Raw genomic sequence first — 16,609 nt, 5'->3', positions numbered from 1 at the left:
CAGAGGTCCAGACCAACCGTGCGCCCCTTGTGCGCCGGGGCGCCGACCGAGGGCACATCGGGTGGCAACGGCACACAGAGCAAGCGGCGCAACCCCCCGGCGCCGCTCCCAGGCACCGGCGCTGCCCTGACGTCGGTGCTGACGAAAGAAGGGCCCCGCGGATCCGTCCCGCGGGGCCCTTCGCACGCCCGGATCCAGGGGTCGCAACTGCTCGCCGAGGAGCACACACGCCCAGGAACGGTCAGAGCCGGGAGACCGTTCCGCAGCTCTTGTCGCGGGTCGCGTCGAGGGGCTTGCTGCGGTCGTACGGGTCCGAGGTCGGTCCGGTGGGGTCCGGTCCCGAGGGTTCGGCCGAGCTGAACGACGGGTGCAGATAGCCGTCGTACACCTCGCAGGCCGAGTTGTTGATGTCCTGGTCCCAGTGCACGACGCTGAGTTTGCCCGGGGTGACCTGGTACTTGGCCGGGTCGGGGAGCTCGACGTCGAGAACGCGTCGGATGATGGCGCGGGTGACCTCGGGGGAGCCGTTGGTCTGCACGACCGGGTAGACGAAGGTGTAGTCGGCGTGCACGGCGACCGAGGAGTGCTCGCCGGCCTTGAAGGTCATACGGCCCCGGGTCTTCACCACGTCACCGACCGGCCGGACCTCCTTGGGGTCGAAGCGGCTGAACATCCACAGCGGATCGTGCTTGTCGTCCGGCTTGCGCAGACCGGCCTCCAGGAGTCCGCGGACGTCCTTCTGCAGCGGGTCCAGCACATCGAGCGCCGCCTCGGGGCGTGCGCCGCGCAGGGTCGCCGGGTCGAGGTTGGACTCGACGAGGAGCTTCCTGGTCAGCTTCAGCGCCTGTTCGACCGTCGCCTCGGACCGGCCGCCGACGGCCTTCGCCTTCGGTACGGCGATCCCGGCGGCACCGTCGGCCCAGCGCTTGGCGGGCGAGCCGGCGAACGGGTCGTCCAGGGTGGGGACCTGGGACGGCTCGGCGGAGGGCGCGACGGTCGGCGCCGCCGTCTCCTGCGGCAACGGGGAGGACGCGGCCTCGGAGGAGGTCCCCCCACCGAAGGGGTCGCCCGGCACCAGCGAGGGCTTCACCGCGACGACGGCGACCACGACCGCGACGGCGACCCCGAGGACCCCCCACAGACCCCTTCGGCTCTTCTTCTCCTGCCGGGCCGGCCCGGTACGCCAGCCCTCCGGCAGTTCGCCGCGCGCTTCCTGTCGCCGCAGACGCTCCGTCACCTCACGGGCCCGCGCCGAGGGTTCCTTGGGGGCGGAGGCTCGGATGTCCCGCTCGGAGTCACGGGCGAACTGTTCCCAGACGTCGTCGGGGATCTTGGGGTCTTCTGACACGTCGGTCAGTTCTAGGGCCTGGGAAAGCCCGTTCACAAGGAGAACCCATGTGTGACTCAGCCCACATAAGTTTTCTGTGAATGCCTGCACAACCTTTCACAGGTGTCGTGGATCAAACCTCACGAACAACGGGCCCCACCCGCGCCCCACACGCGGAGGCCTCTCCCTGACGCGTGCCGCGGACAGTGCGGCACACCTGACTTCCGAGGTCTTCATGAAGCTTCGTCGTGCACTGGCCGCCGCGGCCGCGACCGCCGCGATAGCGCCGCTGGCCCTGTTCGCCGCGCCGAGCGCCTTCGCGGACGAGTCCCCCACGCCGACCGCGACCGAGAGCACGCCCGCCGGCGAGAACACGCCGACGGACCCGGCGAGCACTCCGGCGGACCCGGCGTCGACCCCGGCGGACCCGGCGACCACGCCCGCCGACAGCAGCCCGACGACCAGCGCGTCCAGCTCGGCCACCGCCAGCAGCAGCCCGTCCACCACCGCGTCCGGCTCGCCCACCACCAGCGCCAGCCCTTCCGCGAGCGAGAGCGGCGAGCCGATCGACGAGTGCGAGATCGACGACGAGGAGGACGCCCCGGTCATCAACGACAGCGACGTGCTGCACAGCTCGCTGACCGGGCTGCCCGACAGCATCGTGGCGGGCAGCGGCTGGACGAACTTCAAGTTCAACGTCAGCAACTCCGGCGACGAGACGATCAAGGACATTCAGCCCATCGTCGGTGTCGGGGCGGTCGACTGGGACTTCGAGAAGGACTACAGCGACCTGGTCACCGTGCAGGTGAAGCAGGGCGGTGCCTGGGTCGACGTGGCCACGCAGTTCGGCGAGGGCGGCTCGTTCAACGCCTTCGACCTCGACGGCGGCGACTCCCTCAGCTACCAGCTGCGGGTGAAGGTCGACCGTGAGGTTCCGAGCGCGATCGGCATCGCCATCGGTCTCGCCGAGTACTCGGACGACCAGGGCTGCTGGATCTCCGACGACGAGAACATGGGCATCTACTACTTCGAGGTCCTGCCGGCCGGCTCCGACGCCGGCAAGCCGGGCGACGCCAAGCCGCAGACCGGCGGCAAGAGCCCCATCTCCGACGTCAACGACGTCGACGTGGACGGCCAGCTCGCCGAGACCGGTTCGAGCTCGGCCCTGCCGGTCCTCGGCCTCGTCGGCGGATTCGCCGTCGTCGCCGGCACCGGTGTGGTCTTCGCGGTGAAGCGGCGCAAGGGTGCGGCCGGCGCCCACGCCTGAGTCGTAGCGCGGTGAGCACGGCCTGACGCAGGAAAGGAGAAGGACCCGCACTCGGAGGGGGGTGCGGGTCCTTCTCCTTTTCCTCCGCCCTTTCGGCGCTACGACTTCTTCGGGACCGCCGGCATCCCCAGGAACGGCAGCTTCAGCGCGCCGAAGGCCTCCGCAGGGACCGCCGGCGACTTGGGCTCGACGGCGCCGAGACGGACGTACGCCTCGCCCTGCGCCGGACGCGGGTCTTCCTCGCCCTTGTTGGGCCAGTACGACATCGCCCGCTCGGCCTGCGCGGTGATCGTCAGCGAGGGGTTCACGCCGAGGTTCGCGGAGACCGCGGCGCCGTCGACGACCGAGATCCCGGGGTGGCCGTAGAGCCGGTGGTACGGGTCGATGACGCCGGTGTCGCGGGAGGAGCCGATGGGGCAGCCGCCGAGGAAGTGGGCGGTGAGCGGGGTGCCCATCAGCTCGCCGACGTTCGAGCCGGCGAAGCCGTTGATGTCGGCGGCGATCACGGAGGCGCTCTCCGAAGCCGCCCTGATCTGCTTGGGGTTGGGGGCGCCGTGGCCCTGCCGTGCGGTGAGCAGGCCCTTGCCGACGCCGTCCGGTTTCAGGTACGTCGTCAGGGAGTTGTCCAGCGACTGCATGACCAGTCCGATGATGGTCCGCTCCGACCAGCGGCGGTTGGACAGGGAGCGCAGCACGAGCAGCGGGTGCTTCGCGGCGTTCGCCAGCCAGGCCATGACCCTCGACGAGCCCTCGGCGTAGGGCACTTGGAGGATGGAGAGGCCGCCCATCGAGTTGGAGCCCTTGCCGTAGCGGACCGGCTCGATGTGGGTGTTCTCGTCCGGATGGATGGACGAGGTGATGGCGACGCCCTGGGTGAAGTCGACCTTCGGCACGCCGGTCGCCCTGCGGTAGCGGCGGTTGTCGGTCTGGGCGCCGACCAGGGCCTCGGAGTTGGTGCGGGTGAGCTCGCCCAACCGGTCCGAGATGTACGGCAGTTGGCGGCCCTCCTTCATGCGGTGCAGGAGGGTCTGGGTGCCGTAGGTGCCGGCTGCGATGACGACCTTGCGGGCCTTGAAGGTGCGGCCCTCCGCCTTGCGGCGGTCGTCGGTGGGCAGGGTCGCGATCGCGTAGCCGCCCTGGGAGTCGTCGGTGACCGACACGACGGTGGTGAGGGGGTGGACGACCGCGCCCGCCTTCTCGGCGAGGTAGAGGTAGTTCTCGTTCAGGGTGTTCTTGGCGCCGTGCCGGCAGCCGGTCATGCACTCGCCGCACTCGATGCAGGCCTTGCGGGCCGGGCCCGCGCCGCCGAAGTAGGGGTCGTTCACCTGCTCACCGGGGGTGGCCTTGGCGGTGCCGTCCGCGTCCTCGCCGTCCCCGAAGAACACGCCGACCGGGGCCATGTGGAAGGTGTCGCCGACGCCCATCCGTTCGGCGGCCGCCTTCAGGTGGACGTCGGAGGGGGTCATCGTCGGGTTGAGCCGTACCCCGAGCATGCGGCGGGCCTGGTCGTAGTACGGCTTGAGCTCCTCCTGCCAGTCCGTGATGTCACGCCACTGCGGGTCCTCGAAGAAGGGCTTCGGGGGGACGTAAAGGGTGTTGGCGTAGTTGAGGGAGCCGCCGCCGACGCCCGCCCCCGCGAGGACCATGACGTTGCCCAGCAGATGGATGCGCTGGATACCGAACATGCCGAGTTTCGGCGCCCAGAGGTAGTTCTTCAGGTCCCAGGAGTTCCTGGGGAGGGTCTCGCGGGTGAAACGGCGACCGGCTTCCAGGACACCTACGCGGTAGCCCTTCTCGGTCAGGCGAAGGGCGGTGACACTGCCGCCGAAGCCGGAGCCGACGACGATGACGTCGTAGTCGTAGGTGTCCTGTGGCACGTGCTCTCCTCGTCGAGAACGGAGGTTTCTACTTGAAACGGAGGGCCTTCATCACCTTCAGGCTCCGGCTCATGAACTGCGCGTACTTCTCGTCGTCCATCCCGAGCGAGGGCGCCATCGGCAGCAGCCGCTGCTGGGCGACCGTCTGGGCCTCGGTGTACTTGAGGATGCCCTCGGAGCCGTGCCGGCGGCCGAGGCCGGAGTCCTTCATGCCGCCCATCGGGGACTGGACGCTGCCGTAGGCGGAGGCGTATCCCTCGTTGACGTTGACGGTGCCGGCCCGCACCCGGGAGGCGATCTCACGGCCCCGCTTGCCGTCCTTCGTCCACACCGACGAATTCAGCCCGTACGGCGTGGAGTTGGCGAGCTCGACCGCCTCATCCTCGGTCTTGAACCGGTAGATGGAGACGACCGGCCCGAAGGTCTCCTCGGCGCACACGGCCATCGGCTCGGTGACGCCGTCGAGGATGGTCGGCTCGAAGAAGTACGGGCCGACGTCCGGGCGGGCGACCCCACCGGCGACGACCTTCGCCCCCTTGGAGACGGCCTCCTCGACATGCCGGGTGACGGTCTCCAGCTGCCGCTCCCCGACCAGGGAGCCCATGTCGGCGCCGTAGGCGAGGGAGGTACCGAGCCGCATGGCCTTGGTACGGGTGGCGAAACGCTCGACGAACGCGTCCGCGATCGACTCGTGGACGTACAACCGCTCGATGGAGATGCAGAGCTGGCCGGCCGAGGAGAAGCAGGCGCGGACGGCACCGGCGGCGGCCTTCTCGATGTCGGCGTCCTCCAGGACCAGCATGGCGTTCTTGCCGCCGAGTTCGAGGGAGACGCCGACCAGGCGGGCGGCCGCGCCCTGGGCGACCTCGCGCCCGGTGCGGGTGGAGCCGGTGAAGGAGACGTAGTCGGCGTGCCGGACGACCTCGGGGCCGACGACGGGACCCTCACCGAGGACGACCTGGAAGACCTCGGCGGGCAGCCCGGCCTCGACGAGCAGGTCACGGGCCCACAGCGCGGTCAGGCAGGTCTCGGTGTCCGGCTTCATCACCACGGCGTTGCCCGCGACGAAGGCGGGGAGCGCGTCGCCGACGGACAGCTCCAGCGGGTAGTTCCAGGGGGCGATCTGGCCGACGACACCGCGCGCGTGACGCAGCTCGGTGACCTTGGTGAGGGTGGGCACGGCCCCGGTGTGCCGCTTCGGCCTCAGATAGGCCGGTGCCTTGCGGCCGTAGTGCCGGGCCGCCACGGCGACCGCCTGCACCTCCTCGTGGGCGTGCAGGCGGGCCTTGCCGGTCTCCAGCTGGATGAGGTCGAGGACCTCCGCCTGGCGCTCCAGGATCAGGTCGTGGAAGCGGAGCAGGACGGCCGCGCGCTGCCGTACGGGAGTCCGCTCCCACACCGCCTGCGCCCGGCGGGCCGCCTCGAAGGCCTTCTCCACGTCCTCGGGGGTGGACTCGGGCAGGTCGGCCAGCTTCTCGCCGGTGAACGGCGTGTGGTTGGCGGTACGGCCGGACCCGGTCACCCCCTTGGTGAGCTGGGCGACCAGCTCCGGGGTGACCACGTCGGCCGCGGTACGGGCGCCCTCCGGGGCGGGGGCGAGGGGGTTCGTGCCGGTCTTGGCCGGGGCCTGCGCGTCCGTCATGAGCCGCAGGGTATTCGGGACGGGAGCCTTTGGGTACCCGTCGGTAACGGGCGTTCACGACGTACACACACCTTGCCAGTGATAGCTGGCGATGAATGTGCTGATCAGGGGGTTGGGTGGGGATGATCAGCCGCGTTCGGGTTTTTTCTGGAGGAGGAGGGCGAAGGCGGACAGGGCGGAGAGGCGCCGCGGTTCGGGAGCGGTCACCGGATCGCCGGACGGGTCGTGGAGGTCGGCCGCGGAGACCGCGGGGTTTGTTGCGGGGGCCGTGGTCGTGGTCCGTCCGCCGAAGCCCTGTCCGGCACCGGGCGCGGCCGCTTCCAGGGCCCACTCCGGCGAGCTCGCCCCGGCGGCCTCGGCCAGCACCCGGGCGGCCTCCTGAGCCGTCGGCCGACCCTCCGGGCGGGAGTCGAGGAGCCGCTCCAGTAACGGCCCCAGCAGACCGGACCGCGCGTCCGCCACCGCCGTCCGGAGCACCGCGCCGAGCGACCACAGATCAGAAGCGGGCCCGGCGCCGGGCCCCGACACGCACTCCGGGGCGGCGAACCCGGCAGAGGTCTCCCGCCCATCCGCGTGCCCGGCACCGCCGATCCCGAAGTCGGTGACGACGACGCGTCCGCTCACCGCTTCGAGGAGGACGTTGGACGGCTTGAGATCGCGATGGACGATGCCGACGCCGTGGGCGGCGTGCAGCGCACCGAGGACCGCGAGCCCGATCCGGGCGGCCTCGGCGTCCGCCAGCGGCCCACGCCGCGCCAGAGCCGCGTCCAGCGGCTCGCCTTCCACCAACTCCATGACGATCCAGGGCAGTTCGTCGTCGAGGAGTACGTCGTGGATGGCGACGGCGGCCGGATGGTCGACCCGTGCCGCGGCCCGCGCCTCATGCACCACCCGGTGCACGGCCCGCCGCCCTTCCTCGTCCTGCGGATCCCCGGTCGGACGGGGCTCCTTGACGGCGACGTACCGCTCGCCCTGCTCGTCGAAAGCCCGCCACACGGTGCCGTTCACCCCGGAGCCGACCCGCTCGGCGAGCCGGTACCGCCCCCCGACCAGACGTCCGTCGGGCGGTTGTTCGCCGTCTTCGCTCATGGCACATGAGTACCGTGCGCGTCATGCCCTTGTCTAAGCGGCGGGCTCAGACACCGGACTCCGGCCGGCGCAACCGGATGGGGGTGTCGGTGCCCTGGTGCTCGGCGGACATACGGACGACGGTCCCCTGAAGGGTGTCGTAGGGCCACTCCTCGGTGCTGTCGGGCTCCGCGCCGACGCCCGTCACGAAGGCGCGCAGAATCCACCCCGGACCGTCGTGGCCCAGCACCCGCGCGGTCTGACGGTCCTTGCCGGGAGGTCCCTGGATCCGCACGACGGCCTGGAGTTCGGCCCCTGCGGGGCCGACGCGTACCTCCGCGGTGCCGCCCCAGCCGCGGATCTTGCGGGCCAGATCCTCACGGACGGTCGCCCAGGAGGTGTCTCCGAGCGCTCGGAACGCCTGGAGCTGGATCGCGGTCCGGCCGCGGATGAGAGTGACGCCGACGAGGGAGCCGTCCCGTCGCGACGACATGAGCTCGATCTTCAGACCGGGCTCCGTCGGCACCAACAGGCCCCCGAGATCCAGCAGTTCGCCGCTCTGCGGCCGACGGTCGTCACTCACGTCCCACGGTCCGACGTCAAGCCGGCTCTCCTCCGAGGCCTCCAGCAGGGCGTCCACATCTTCCTCGGACAGCGACTCCTCGGCGATCACGGAGACCAGCAGCCCCAGCAGCCTGTCGAGGGTGATCAGCTCACGTCGTGAGGTCTCTGGAACGGCCGTCGCGTCCTTCAGCAGGGCCCTGATCATCAGCCCCGCTTCTTCCTCGTCCAGTCCGGGCACCGGACGGCCGAGATCGTTCCGCCCGTCCTCCTCACGCAGTTTGAGCAATAGTTGAACGGCGAGGAGCAGGACCCGGCCCGCGGTCATCCGGTCCCAGACGTCGAACTCCGCACGCTCCGCGCTCTCCGGCCCGACGAACCCGTCGCGCCGGAACTGCGCAACGACGGCGCGTGCCGCGCTACTTGCCTCGCCCATGGCACAACCCCCGAACCGCTGCCTCGGCCTGCGAGCGGAGACGAACTCTGCGACCGCTCAGATCGATCGGAATCCTGTCAGAGGCGGTCCACCCCCAGGTTCGCGATGGCCGTCCGTGCCACCTCCCGCCCCCTCTCCGTGAAGTCTCCCTTGCCGGGATAGCTGACCGTGAGCTTGTACATGTCGCCGGTGGTGGTCCGGTAGTAGAAGATCTGGACTTCGCGCGGGCGGGGGTTCTGGCTGTCCGTGGTGGTGTACGTGACCGTGGTCCCGGCGGCCTTCCTGCCCTGGTACGTCTTCTCCTCGGGGCGGGTCTTCGGCGCCTCCGGCATGCCGAGGTCGTAGTCGCCGCTCTCCTTGAACCTGCTGTCGTCGTCGTACATCTCGGCCGCCGCGGAGCCCGCGATGTTGTTCGCGGTGTCCTCGGCCTTCCGGTCCAGGCGCAGGCCGATCCATATGCTGCCGCTGTAGTCGGAGTACGTGATCCAGTGGGTCTTGTCCGTCTTCCGGTCGGGCGTGGTGGGCTGGTAGTCCTTCGGCACCACCGCCGTCGCGGCCACGTCCTTGGTGTGCTTCTTCGTCCAGCCGTCCGGCAGCGGTCCCGCGAAGGGGTCCGCGATCACCAGGTACGCCGCCAGCGCTGCCACGACGACCGCGGCGCCGAGCCCCAGCCACGTCTTGCGGCCCAGCCGGAGACCCCCGCCCCCCGGCACCTCGACGGTCCGCACGATCTGGGTGGGCTCCGGGACGGGCGGATTGGCGGTGGCCTCCAGGAGCGCCCTGACCTGCGCCGCGTTCGGCCGCCGCGCCGGGTCCTTCTGGAGGAGCCCGTTGATGGCGTCGGCAAGCGGGCCCAGCGCCGAGGCGGGCGGGGCGGGCGTGGCGTTGAGGACGGACTGGAGGGTCGCGGGGGTGTTGCTGCGGCGGAACGGCGAGACGCCCTCCGTCGCCGCGTACAGGACCACGCCGAGGGACCAGAGATCGGAGGCGGGACCAGGACGCTGGCCCAGCACCCGTTCGGGGGCGATGAACTCGGGCGAGCCGACGAAGCCGCCGGTGTCGGTCAGGTTGGTCTCGCCCTCGATCTGCGCGATGCCGAAGTCCGTGAGGACGACCCGGTCGTAACGGCCGAGCAGGACGTTGTCCGGTTTCACATCCCTGTGCAGGATGCCCGCCGCGTGCGCGGCCTCCAACGCGCCGAGCACCTCGAGGCCGATTCTCGCCGCTTCCCGCGCCCCGAGGGTGCCCTCCTGCAAGGCGTCGCCCAGCGAACGGCCCTGCACCAGCTCCATCACGATCCACGGCCGGCCGTCCACGACGGCCACGTCATGCACGTTCACGACCGAGGGGTGATCGAGCCGGGCCGCGGCCCGCGCCTCCCGCCGCATGCGCTCGAAGGCGTTGCCTCGTTCGCGTTCAGGAAGATGATCCGGGACACGGGGCTCCTTCACGGCCACCTCGCGGTCCACCGTCTCGTCCTTGGCCCGCCACACCGTACCCATGCCACCGTGCCCGAGCTTGGCGAGCAGCCGGTACCGGCCCGCGATGAGCCGGCCGACGCCCGACTCCTGCTGAGGGGGCCTGGGAGGTTGCAGAACATAACTCGTCGTCTCGTCGGACTCGTGGCCGACTCCCCCGCTGCTGCTCATGGGTTCATCCATATCGCGCCAGGCACGCAGGCATCCAGAGGTGATGCATTCCGGTCACACACCCGTGACGTATCCCTACGGCGCCGTGAAGGTGTCGACCGCCACGTCGAAGTGCTCCTTGGCCTCCCGCACCTTCCCGACCGGAGCAGACACCCACACGTCGTACAGCCGCCCGCCCTCCTCCCAGCACAGGTCGTAGGTGTGCCGGGCGCCCTCGGCCGCGCTGAAGCCGTCCCAGGTGAACTCCCAGAGCGCGGCGGGGTGTCCGCGGTGCGTGAGCGAGGTGACCCGGCCGTCGCGGTAACCGGGATTGGCCTCGGGGCCCTTGGCGGCCGCGCGCCGCATCACACCCAGTGGGCCGCCGGGTCGGGGATCGGTGACCTTGACGCCGAGGCGGAAGGTGTCGCCGGAGGACAGGTAGAAGACCCGCTCCCCCTGCGGCTCACGGGTGAACCCGTCGGGCACGGCGAGCGCGAACCCGGCGGGGTCCCGGGCGACGTGGTAGCCGGAGGGGGCGGAGGGCAGGGTGGCGGTGGGTGCGGGCTTCGCCGTTCCGGTGGTGCCGCTCGCGGACGTCCCGGGCGCCGAACTGCCGGGCGTCCCCGGCACCGGACCACCGGCCGTCCCGGGCGTACCGGGCGTACCGGGCGTACCGGGTGCCGAACTGCCCGCCGTCGTACCCCCGTCCCGGCCGCCCCGGTCCGTCAGCAGCACCGCCGCCGACACCCCCGCTCCCACCATCACGGCGACCAGCAGCGCCGCCGTGAGCACGCCTCGCCTCGACCGCACCGGCGCAATGAACCCCCGGCTCCTCGACCGCTCCGGCTCGGGGGAACGCCGTAGCGGAAGATCCCGCCGGGTCGGCGTGTACGCCCGCTCAGGGGCCCGGCGCGGCGGCGTGCGGCCCGTCTCCAGGAAGGCCCGCAGCATCCGCTCCGCCTCCACGGCGTCCAGCCGGCGCTCGGGATCCCGCTCCAGCAGTCCCCGTACGACCGGAAGCAGGGGCGCGGCCTGCGCGGGCGGCCGGATCTCGTCGATGACGACGGCGTGCACGGTGCCGCCCAACGAGTCGCGGCGGAACGGCGACTCCCCACTCAGCGCCGCACATAGCAGCGCACCCACCGACCACAGGTCGGACTCGGGTCCGGTCCGGACGCCGGTCATCCGCTCGGGGGCGGTGTACTCGGGCGAACCGACGAAGGATCCGCTTTCGGTGAGCGTGGTGGCGCCTGCGACTTGAGCGATACCGAAGTCAGTGAGGACGACCCGGCCGGTGCCGGACTCGATGAGGACGTTCGCCGGCTTGATGTCGCGGTGCAGAACCCCGGCCGCGTGGGCGGTGTGCAGCGCGCTCAGCAGGTCGCCGCCGACCCGGGCGGCCTCGGCGGCGTCGACCGGGCCGTTCGCCGCGAGACGGTCGGCGAGGGAGCCTCCGTCGATCAACTCCATGACCATGTAGGGGCGTTCGTCGTGCTCGATGACATCGTGGACGACGATGATGTTCGGGTGGCGCAACTGCACGACCGCACGCGCCTCCCGCAGGGTGCGCTCACGCTGCCACCTGGCCTCTTCCGCGGAGAACGTCTCGTCCAGGGGAAGCGCCTTGACCGCCACACCTCGCCCGAGCAACTGGTCCGTGGCCCGCCACACGACACCCATGCCACCATGACCGAGCTTCGCTTCGAGACGGTAACGCCCCGCGATCACAAGGAAGTTGGCCCCCTCGGTCCCCATGCGCCTCATCATGCCGCAACGTACGGACGCCTTCCGGGGCGGTGACCGGCCAAGTACGCCTCCGCCCCGGGACAGCAGATGCACACTCCAGGGGACTCAGGCCCAGGCGCGCGGACCGTGCTGGACCGGCTCGACACGGCCACCGCAATGGCGCGGCGCCACGACGCCCGCCGCCGTGCGGTCGGTTCGTCGGCATGCGTGACCCGTCGGGCCGGGCGGACAGAGACGTTTGACGCCCCCTCCACCCGACAGCGGAACCTTCTGTTCCACGCAGATCACCCCTCCTGGAAACCCCGCAGGATCCAGTCGAACTGCTTTCTGGTGGTAGGCCAGTCGTCGGCCGGCGAAGCCGCGTAGATGGCGTACTCGGTGCCGTCACCGTCCACGTACCCGACGTCGATCGCACGGTAGGGCCCCGCGAAGTAGTGCGGCGGGTCTTTGGCCAGTGCGTCCCACTTGTACTCCCAACGGACGCCCGGCAGGTCGCGGAAAAGCTCCTCCTTGAGGCTCAGCCGCTTGTAATGCTGCAGCTTTGAGACCCGCTGTTCCAAGTTGCTCATGTGCTCGTACGCGGTGCTGAAGTCCGGCGCGGTGTCGACGGCGATCCGCACGAGGTGCTTGCCCTTGTCGGGCGAGTAGTCGACCTGCCGAAGGCCGTCCTGGTCGATGGAGACGGACCGCTTCCACCCCTTGGGCAAGGAGACACTGAACCCCACGGGGTCGTTGCGCCGCTCCCAACCGGCCGGAACCCCAGCCGTGGCCCGGCTCGGCGTGGGGCTGGGCGAGGTGCTCGACGAGGCCGAGGTACCGCCGGTGTCCCGCCCCTCGTCCCACTTCTGCAGGGCGACCGCGGTCCCGGCGCTGACGACCGCGGCGAGCGCGATCATGAGCGCGACGGAACGCAGCCGACGGCGCCTGGGCGGCGCGGCCGGGGGCCTGCCGGTGTGGTTCGGCGGGCCGGCGACCGTGGGAGTGGCGACCTGGCCGTACGGCGTACCCGAGTGGTACGTCGGGCCCGAGCCCGAGGAGTACGACGGTCCCGTGGCCGACGGGTAGGACGGCCCGGTGGCCGAGGTGTACGACGGTCCCGCGGCTGACGGGTACGACGTTCCGCCGACCGGTGTGCCCGCGGTCGGTGTGCCGAGCCCACTGCGGGAGCCGCTGTGCGCCCCCGGCCCCTGGTGGGAACCCCCATGTTGCGTCGGCACATACGCCTGGGCCGCGTTCGGCCGCCGTCCCTCCGCCGCCTCGGCGAGCATCTGCTCGGCCGCGGCCGCGCCGGGCCGCACGGCGGGGTCCTTGCGCAGCAGGGCGGCTATGACGGGCCCGAGCGGACCGGCGCTCACCGGCTCGGCGGGTTCCTCGTCGACGACGGCCTGCATCGTTGTCAGCGGGGTCGTCCGGCGGAACGGCGACCGTCCCTCGACCGCCGTGTACAGCGTGGCACCGAGCGCCCACAGGTCGGCGGACGGGCCGGGGTCGGCGCCGCGGACCCGCTCGGGCGCGAGGTAGTCGACCGAGCCGACGACCTCTCCGGTGCGGGTGATGGTGGTGTCGCCCTCGATCTGGGCGATCCCGAAGTCGGTGAGCAGGACGCGGCCGTCCCGCGCGAGGAGGACGTTGCCGGGTTTCACATCCCTGTGCAGGACCCCGGCGGAGTGCGCGGCGCGCAGGGCCCGCAGCACCCACAGCCCGATCCGGGCCGCCTCACGCGCCTCGATCCGGCCGTCCTCCTTGACGGCGTCGGCCAGGGAGCGGCCCTCGACCAGCTCCATCACGATCCAGGGCCGCCCGTCGTGGTCGAGCACGTCGTGCACGGTGACGACCGCCGAGTGGTTGATCCGGGCGGCCGCGCGGGCCTCGGCACGGGTACGGGCGAGCAGAACGGCCTGGTCGCTCTCGGAAACGTAGAGCGCGGCGGTCAGCTCCTTGATCGCCACGGCCCGGTGCAGCACCTCGTCGTGGGCACGCCAGACCCGGCCCATGCCGCCCTTGCCTATCGGGTCGGCGAGCCGGTAGCGCCCCGCGAGGAGCAGGCCCTGCATCTGATTCACGTTTCCCCGCAATGCTCTTGACGCAGTCAGACTAAGGACCGGCCCGCGCCGAGGGGAACCAGGGGGGCGTCAAGGAGACCTCACTGTGACGGTTGTCGCTTCCGCGAAGGACGAGTGAACCCGCGTCGCCCGTACGGCGTCCGTCAGCCGGTCACCTGGTACGTGGCCGACGCCTGTTCGTACAGCCGGGTCACCTCGTCCCGCTCCGCCTCGGGCCCACGCACCTGCACCACGTGGTACTTCCCGCCGATCAGGATCGCGACATTGCGCACGTACAGCTCGCGCCCGTCGCCGTCGGTCCAGGTGAACTGCCCCTCGGCCATGCTCCTGGTGCCCACCTGGATCGACTTCAGCCCGGTGGCGGTGGCCCAGCTGGAGTCGCGGTACGGCTGGAGCTCGGGCTCCTTCTCGCGCTGGTAGACCATCGGATCGCCGCCGTTGGCCGCCGAGGTGTCCCGCCCGGGGACGACGATCAGCTCGAAGTCGCCCTGCGAGTACACCACCTGGCCGCGGCCGTTCCGAGGGGTGCGGTCCCAGCCGTTTGCCACGGCGACCTTGAAGCCCTCGGCGTCCGTGCGCAGGGTGAAGCCGTCGGCGACCTCGGGCCCGGCGGTCTGGGTCTCGGCGGCACCGCTCGACTGGGACGGCTCGGGGGAGGTCGGCTCGGGCCGGGGTTCACTGCCCGCCTCAGGGGACTGCGCCGGACCGGCCTGGCTGGTGGAACCCGTCTTCCGGCCGGTGCCCTTGTCGTCGGAGTCCGCCTTCGGCATGAAGTACATGGCGTACGCGATCGCCGCTGCCATCACCAGCAGGATGAGCAGCAGCAGATTGCGGCCGAGGCGGCGCGGTGAAGCGGCGGCATCCTCCCGGGCCCGCTTGTGCCGTCCGTGCGTCGCGGGCAGCCCGGCACGCCGCCTGCGCACCAACTCGCCCCGGCGCCGCACGATCGGCAGCCGGCTCGCGTCCACGGGCGGGGCGGCGACGACATGGGCACCGGCCTCCGGCTCGGGCGCGGACCGCACCAGCGACCGCAGCCAGCCGCGCAGTTCCTCGAAGTCCAGCCGCTCGGTCGGGTCCTGCCGCAGCAGCGACTCCACGACCGGCCTCAGCGGCCCGCACTCCTCCGCGAAGGCGGGCGGCTCGGCGCACACCAGCTGCACCAGCTCGGCCGTCGACTCCTCAGGATAGGGCGCATGCCCCTGGACGGCCCGGAACAACAACGCTCCGAGCGCCCACAGATCGGTCGCGGGCCCGATGGGCGGGGCCAGCTGCCAGTTCTCGTGCACCGGACCGGCCTGCTCGGGTGCCCAGCGCTCGGTGACGGGCCCCACCACGGCCATCCGCGCCTGCCGCGCCCGCTCGGCGGCCAGCGCGGTGGCGGGGCCGCGGCGGGCGGGGGCGTCGGTGGGCGCGAGGTCCTCCCAGCGGGTGGGCGCGGATGCCTGATCGACGGCGGGCACCGCGTCAAAAGCGGGCACCGCGTCCACGGGCCCCGCGCTTCCAGCACGCGGCACCGCACCGTGCCAGGGAGCGGGGCGCACTCCATAGGGGTCGGCGATCCCCCCCGGAGCACCGCCACCGGGCGCCTGCTCGACACCGCCCGGGGCCGGATACGGCGACTGCGCAAGGCCGTTGGCCGCGGGATACGGCGACTGCGGCACGCCACCGTTGGTCTGTACGGCGGGGTCGGCGCCGCGCGTCCGTGCGGCGGGGTCGGCCTCCGGTGCCGGGCGGGCTCCGGGCAGGGCGGCCCTGCTGTTCTGTGCCTCCTGGACCCGGGCCGCGGCCCGTGCGCCCGCGCGGTAGGCGGCGATCGCCCCGGCCCGCGCCGCCCGGATGTCCGTACCGCCGTCGGGCTCCTGGCGGACGAGCTCGGCCGACGCCCCGGCGCCGCTCGCCCCCTCCACTCCTGCGCTGGGCAGCCCGCGGGCCTCCCGCGCCTCGATCGCGGCCCGTCGGGCGGCCTCGGGGTCACCTCCACCGAAGGTCACAGCACCACCCGGGCCGGGTACGGCGCTCTGGGCGCCCAGCCCGAAGGCCGCACCGGCGCCGCCGTTCCCGAGAGCCGTACGAGCGCCACCCGCACCGCCGGGTCCCCCGGCACCGCCGACCCTGCCCGCGGCGCCGAACCCCCCGGCCGGACCCGTCGACTGCCCGGGGACGTGATGTCCGCCAACTCCCCCACGCCCGTCGGGCCCACCGTCCGGCCCGTCGTCCGACCCGGCCCCGAACTCCCCGCCCCCGGCGCCCCATTCGCCCGCCTCGGGCGGCACCGGGTCATAGCCGCACAGTGCCTCCTCGGCCGCGCCGACCGCGAGGCCGGTCAGCATGACTCGGCCGTCGTCGCAGACCAGCACCGTGCGGGCGGTGATGTTGCGGTGCGCCCAGCCGTGCGCGTGCAGCACCCGCAGCGCCATGAGTACGTCGGAGGCGACCTCGGCCGCCCGGTACGGAGTGAGCGGCTTCTCGGCGAGCAGTGCCGCCAGCGGCCGTGCGGGCACCAACTCGCTGACGACCCACAGCGAACCGCCCTCGGCGAACACGTCGAAGACCTGGTCGAGGCGCGGATGGTCGGGGATCCGGGCGGCGGCCTGCGCGGCCTCCACGGCCCTCCGCACGGCAGGCTCGGTGGGCCGGCGTCCGCCGCGCCGCCCGGGGGCCCGCCGCGCCCCCTGGGGGTCCCGGGCCGTGAACCCGTCGGGCAGCCCCTCCGCGTCGAGCACCTCCGCCTCGACGACCTCGGGCAACGGGACCTGCCTGACCAGGACTTCCTGCCCGCTGTAGGTGTCGAAGGCGCGCGTCTCGGTGAGTTCGTACTCGTCGGACGGAGGCAGCGGCAGGCGGTAGCGGTCGGCGAGTACCCGACCCGCATAGTCGTCCACGTTGCCTCCCCCGGCCGCCCGGTTGGTCAATTCCGTTCGCCTCGCGGCCCGTTCCTTACCCGAACCTGGATGCGGACGGTCCACGAACACTCACGATACGTGCCGGAGGCAA

10 protein-coding genes are annotated in these 16,609 nt (G+C 71.9%); 1 reads left to right on the top strand and 9 read right to left on the bottom strand.

Going from position 1 to position 16,609, the window contains the following annotated elements; translation table 11 throughout:
• Positions 1–241: 241 nt before the first annotated feature.
• Positions 242–1,348, bottom strand: a complete 1,107-nt coding sequence (locus tag ABZT93_RS01790; RefSeq protein WP_356097339.1) for a hypothetical protein — start codon at positions 1,346–1,348, stop codon at positions 242–244.
• A gap of 214 nt (positions 1,349–1,562) precedes the next feature.
• On the opposite strand from ABZT93_RS01790, the gene ABZT93_RS01785 reads away from it, so the two are divergent.
• On the top strand, positions 1,563–2,594 hold the full coding sequence (locus tag ABZT93_RS01785) for an LPXTG cell wall anchor domain-containing protein (RefSeq protein ID WP_356097338.1): 1,032 nt from the start codon (positions 1,563–1,565) through the stop codon (positions 2,592–2,594).
• Positions 2,595–2,692: 98 nt separating this feature from the next.
• On the opposite strand, the gene ABZT93_RS01780 is transcribed toward ABZT93_RS01785, so the two are convergent.
• The 8 genes from ABZT93_RS01780 to ABZT93_RS01745 all read right to left on the bottom strand — a co-directional run bounded on the left by ABZT93_RS01780 (position 2,693) and on the right by ABZT93_RS01745 (position 16,497).
• Positions 2,693–4,471, bottom strand: coding sequence for a GMC family oxidoreductase (locus ABZT93_RS01780; protein WP_356097336.1), 1,779 nt, complete (start codon positions 4,469–4,471; stop codon positions 2,693–2,695).
• 28 nt (positions 4,472–4,499) lie between these two features.
• Entirely contained in the window at positions 4,500–6,113 is a 1,614-nt protein-coding gene (locus ABZT93_RS01775; protein WP_356097334.1) for a succinic semialdehyde dehydrogenase, read from the bottom strand.
• Positions 6,114–6,239: 126 nt separating this feature from the next.
• Positions 6,240–7,202, bottom strand: a complete 963-nt coding sequence (locus tag ABZT93_RS01770) for a serine/threonine-protein kinase (RefSeq protein WP_356097332.1) — start codon at positions 7,200–7,202, stop codon at positions 6,240–6,242.
• Between the two features lie 46 nt (positions 7,203–7,248).
• Positions 7,249–8,178: a DUF3710 domain-containing protein gene (locus tag ABZT93_RS01765; protein ID WP_356097329.1), complete on the bottom strand. Its 930-nt coding sequence runs from the start codon at positions 8,176–8,178 to the stop codon at positions 7,249–7,251.
• 77 nt (positions 8,179–8,255) lie between these two features.
• Positions 8,256–9,827, bottom strand: a complete 1,572-nt coding sequence (locus tag ABZT93_RS01760) for a serine/threonine-protein kinase (protein WP_356097327.1) — start codon at positions 9,825–9,827, stop codon at positions 8,256–8,258.
• Positions 9,828–9,902: 75 nt separating this feature from the next.
• Positions 9,903–11,561: a serine/threonine-protein kinase gene (locus ABZT93_RS01755; RefSeq protein WP_356097324.1), complete on the bottom strand. Its 1,659-nt coding sequence runs from the start codon at positions 11,559–11,561 to the stop codon at positions 9,903–9,905.
• Positions 11,562–11,836: 275 nt separating this feature from the next.
• Positions 11,837–13,606 (bottom strand): protein kinase, encoded by a 1,770-nt coding sequence (locus ABZT93_RS01750; protein ID WP_356098399.1) that lies wholly within the window; start codon positions 13,604–13,606, stop codon positions 11,837–11,839.
• Between the two features lie 152 nt (positions 13,607–13,758).
• On the bottom strand, positions 13,759–16,497 hold the full coding sequence (locus ABZT93_RS01745) for a protein kinase (protein ID WP_356097321.1): 2,739 nt from the start codon (positions 16,495–16,497) through the stop codon (positions 13,759–13,761).
• Positions 16,498–16,609: the final 112 nt, after the last annotated feature.

The sequence above is a fragment of the Streptomyces sp. NPDC005303 genome, assembly GCF_040607335.1.
GTDB lineage: Bacteria > Actinomycetota > Actinomycetes > Streptomycetales > Streptomycetaceae > Streptomyces.
This window is presented reverse-complemented; position numbering and strand designations above follow the sequence as displayed.

Excerpts from the sequence above, each read along its gene's own strand:
- ABZT93_RS01785 (WP_356097338.1), top strand. The coding sequence starts at position 1,563 with ATGAAGCTTCGTCGTGCACTGGCCGCCGCGGCCGCGACCGCCGCGATA.
- ABZT93_RS01775 (WP_356097334.1), bottom strand. The coding sequence starts at position 6,113 with ATGACGGACGCGCAGGCCCCGGCCAAGACCGGCACGAACCCCCTCGCC.
- ABZT93_RS01770 (WP_356097332.1), bottom strand. The coding sequence starts at position 7,202 with ATGAGCGAAGACGGCGAACAACCGCCCGACGGACGTCTGGTCGGGGGG.
- ABZT93_RS01765 (WP_356097329.1), bottom strand. The coding sequence starts at position 8,178 with ATGGGCGAGGCAAGTAGCGCGGCACGCGCCGTCGTTGCGCAGTTCCGG.
- ABZT93_RS01760 (WP_356097327.1), bottom strand. The coding sequence starts at position 9,827 with ATGAGCAGCAGCGGGGGAGTCGGCCACGAGTCCGACGAGACGACGAGT.
- ABZT93_RS01755 (WP_356097324.1), bottom strand. The coding sequence starts at position 11,561 with ATGGGGACCGAGGGGGCCAACTTCCTTGTGATCGCGGGGCGTTACCGT.
- ABZT93_RS01750 (WP_356098399.1), bottom strand. The coding sequence starts at position 13,606 with ATGCAGGGCCTGCTCCTCGCGGGGCGCTACCGGCTCGCCGACCCGATA.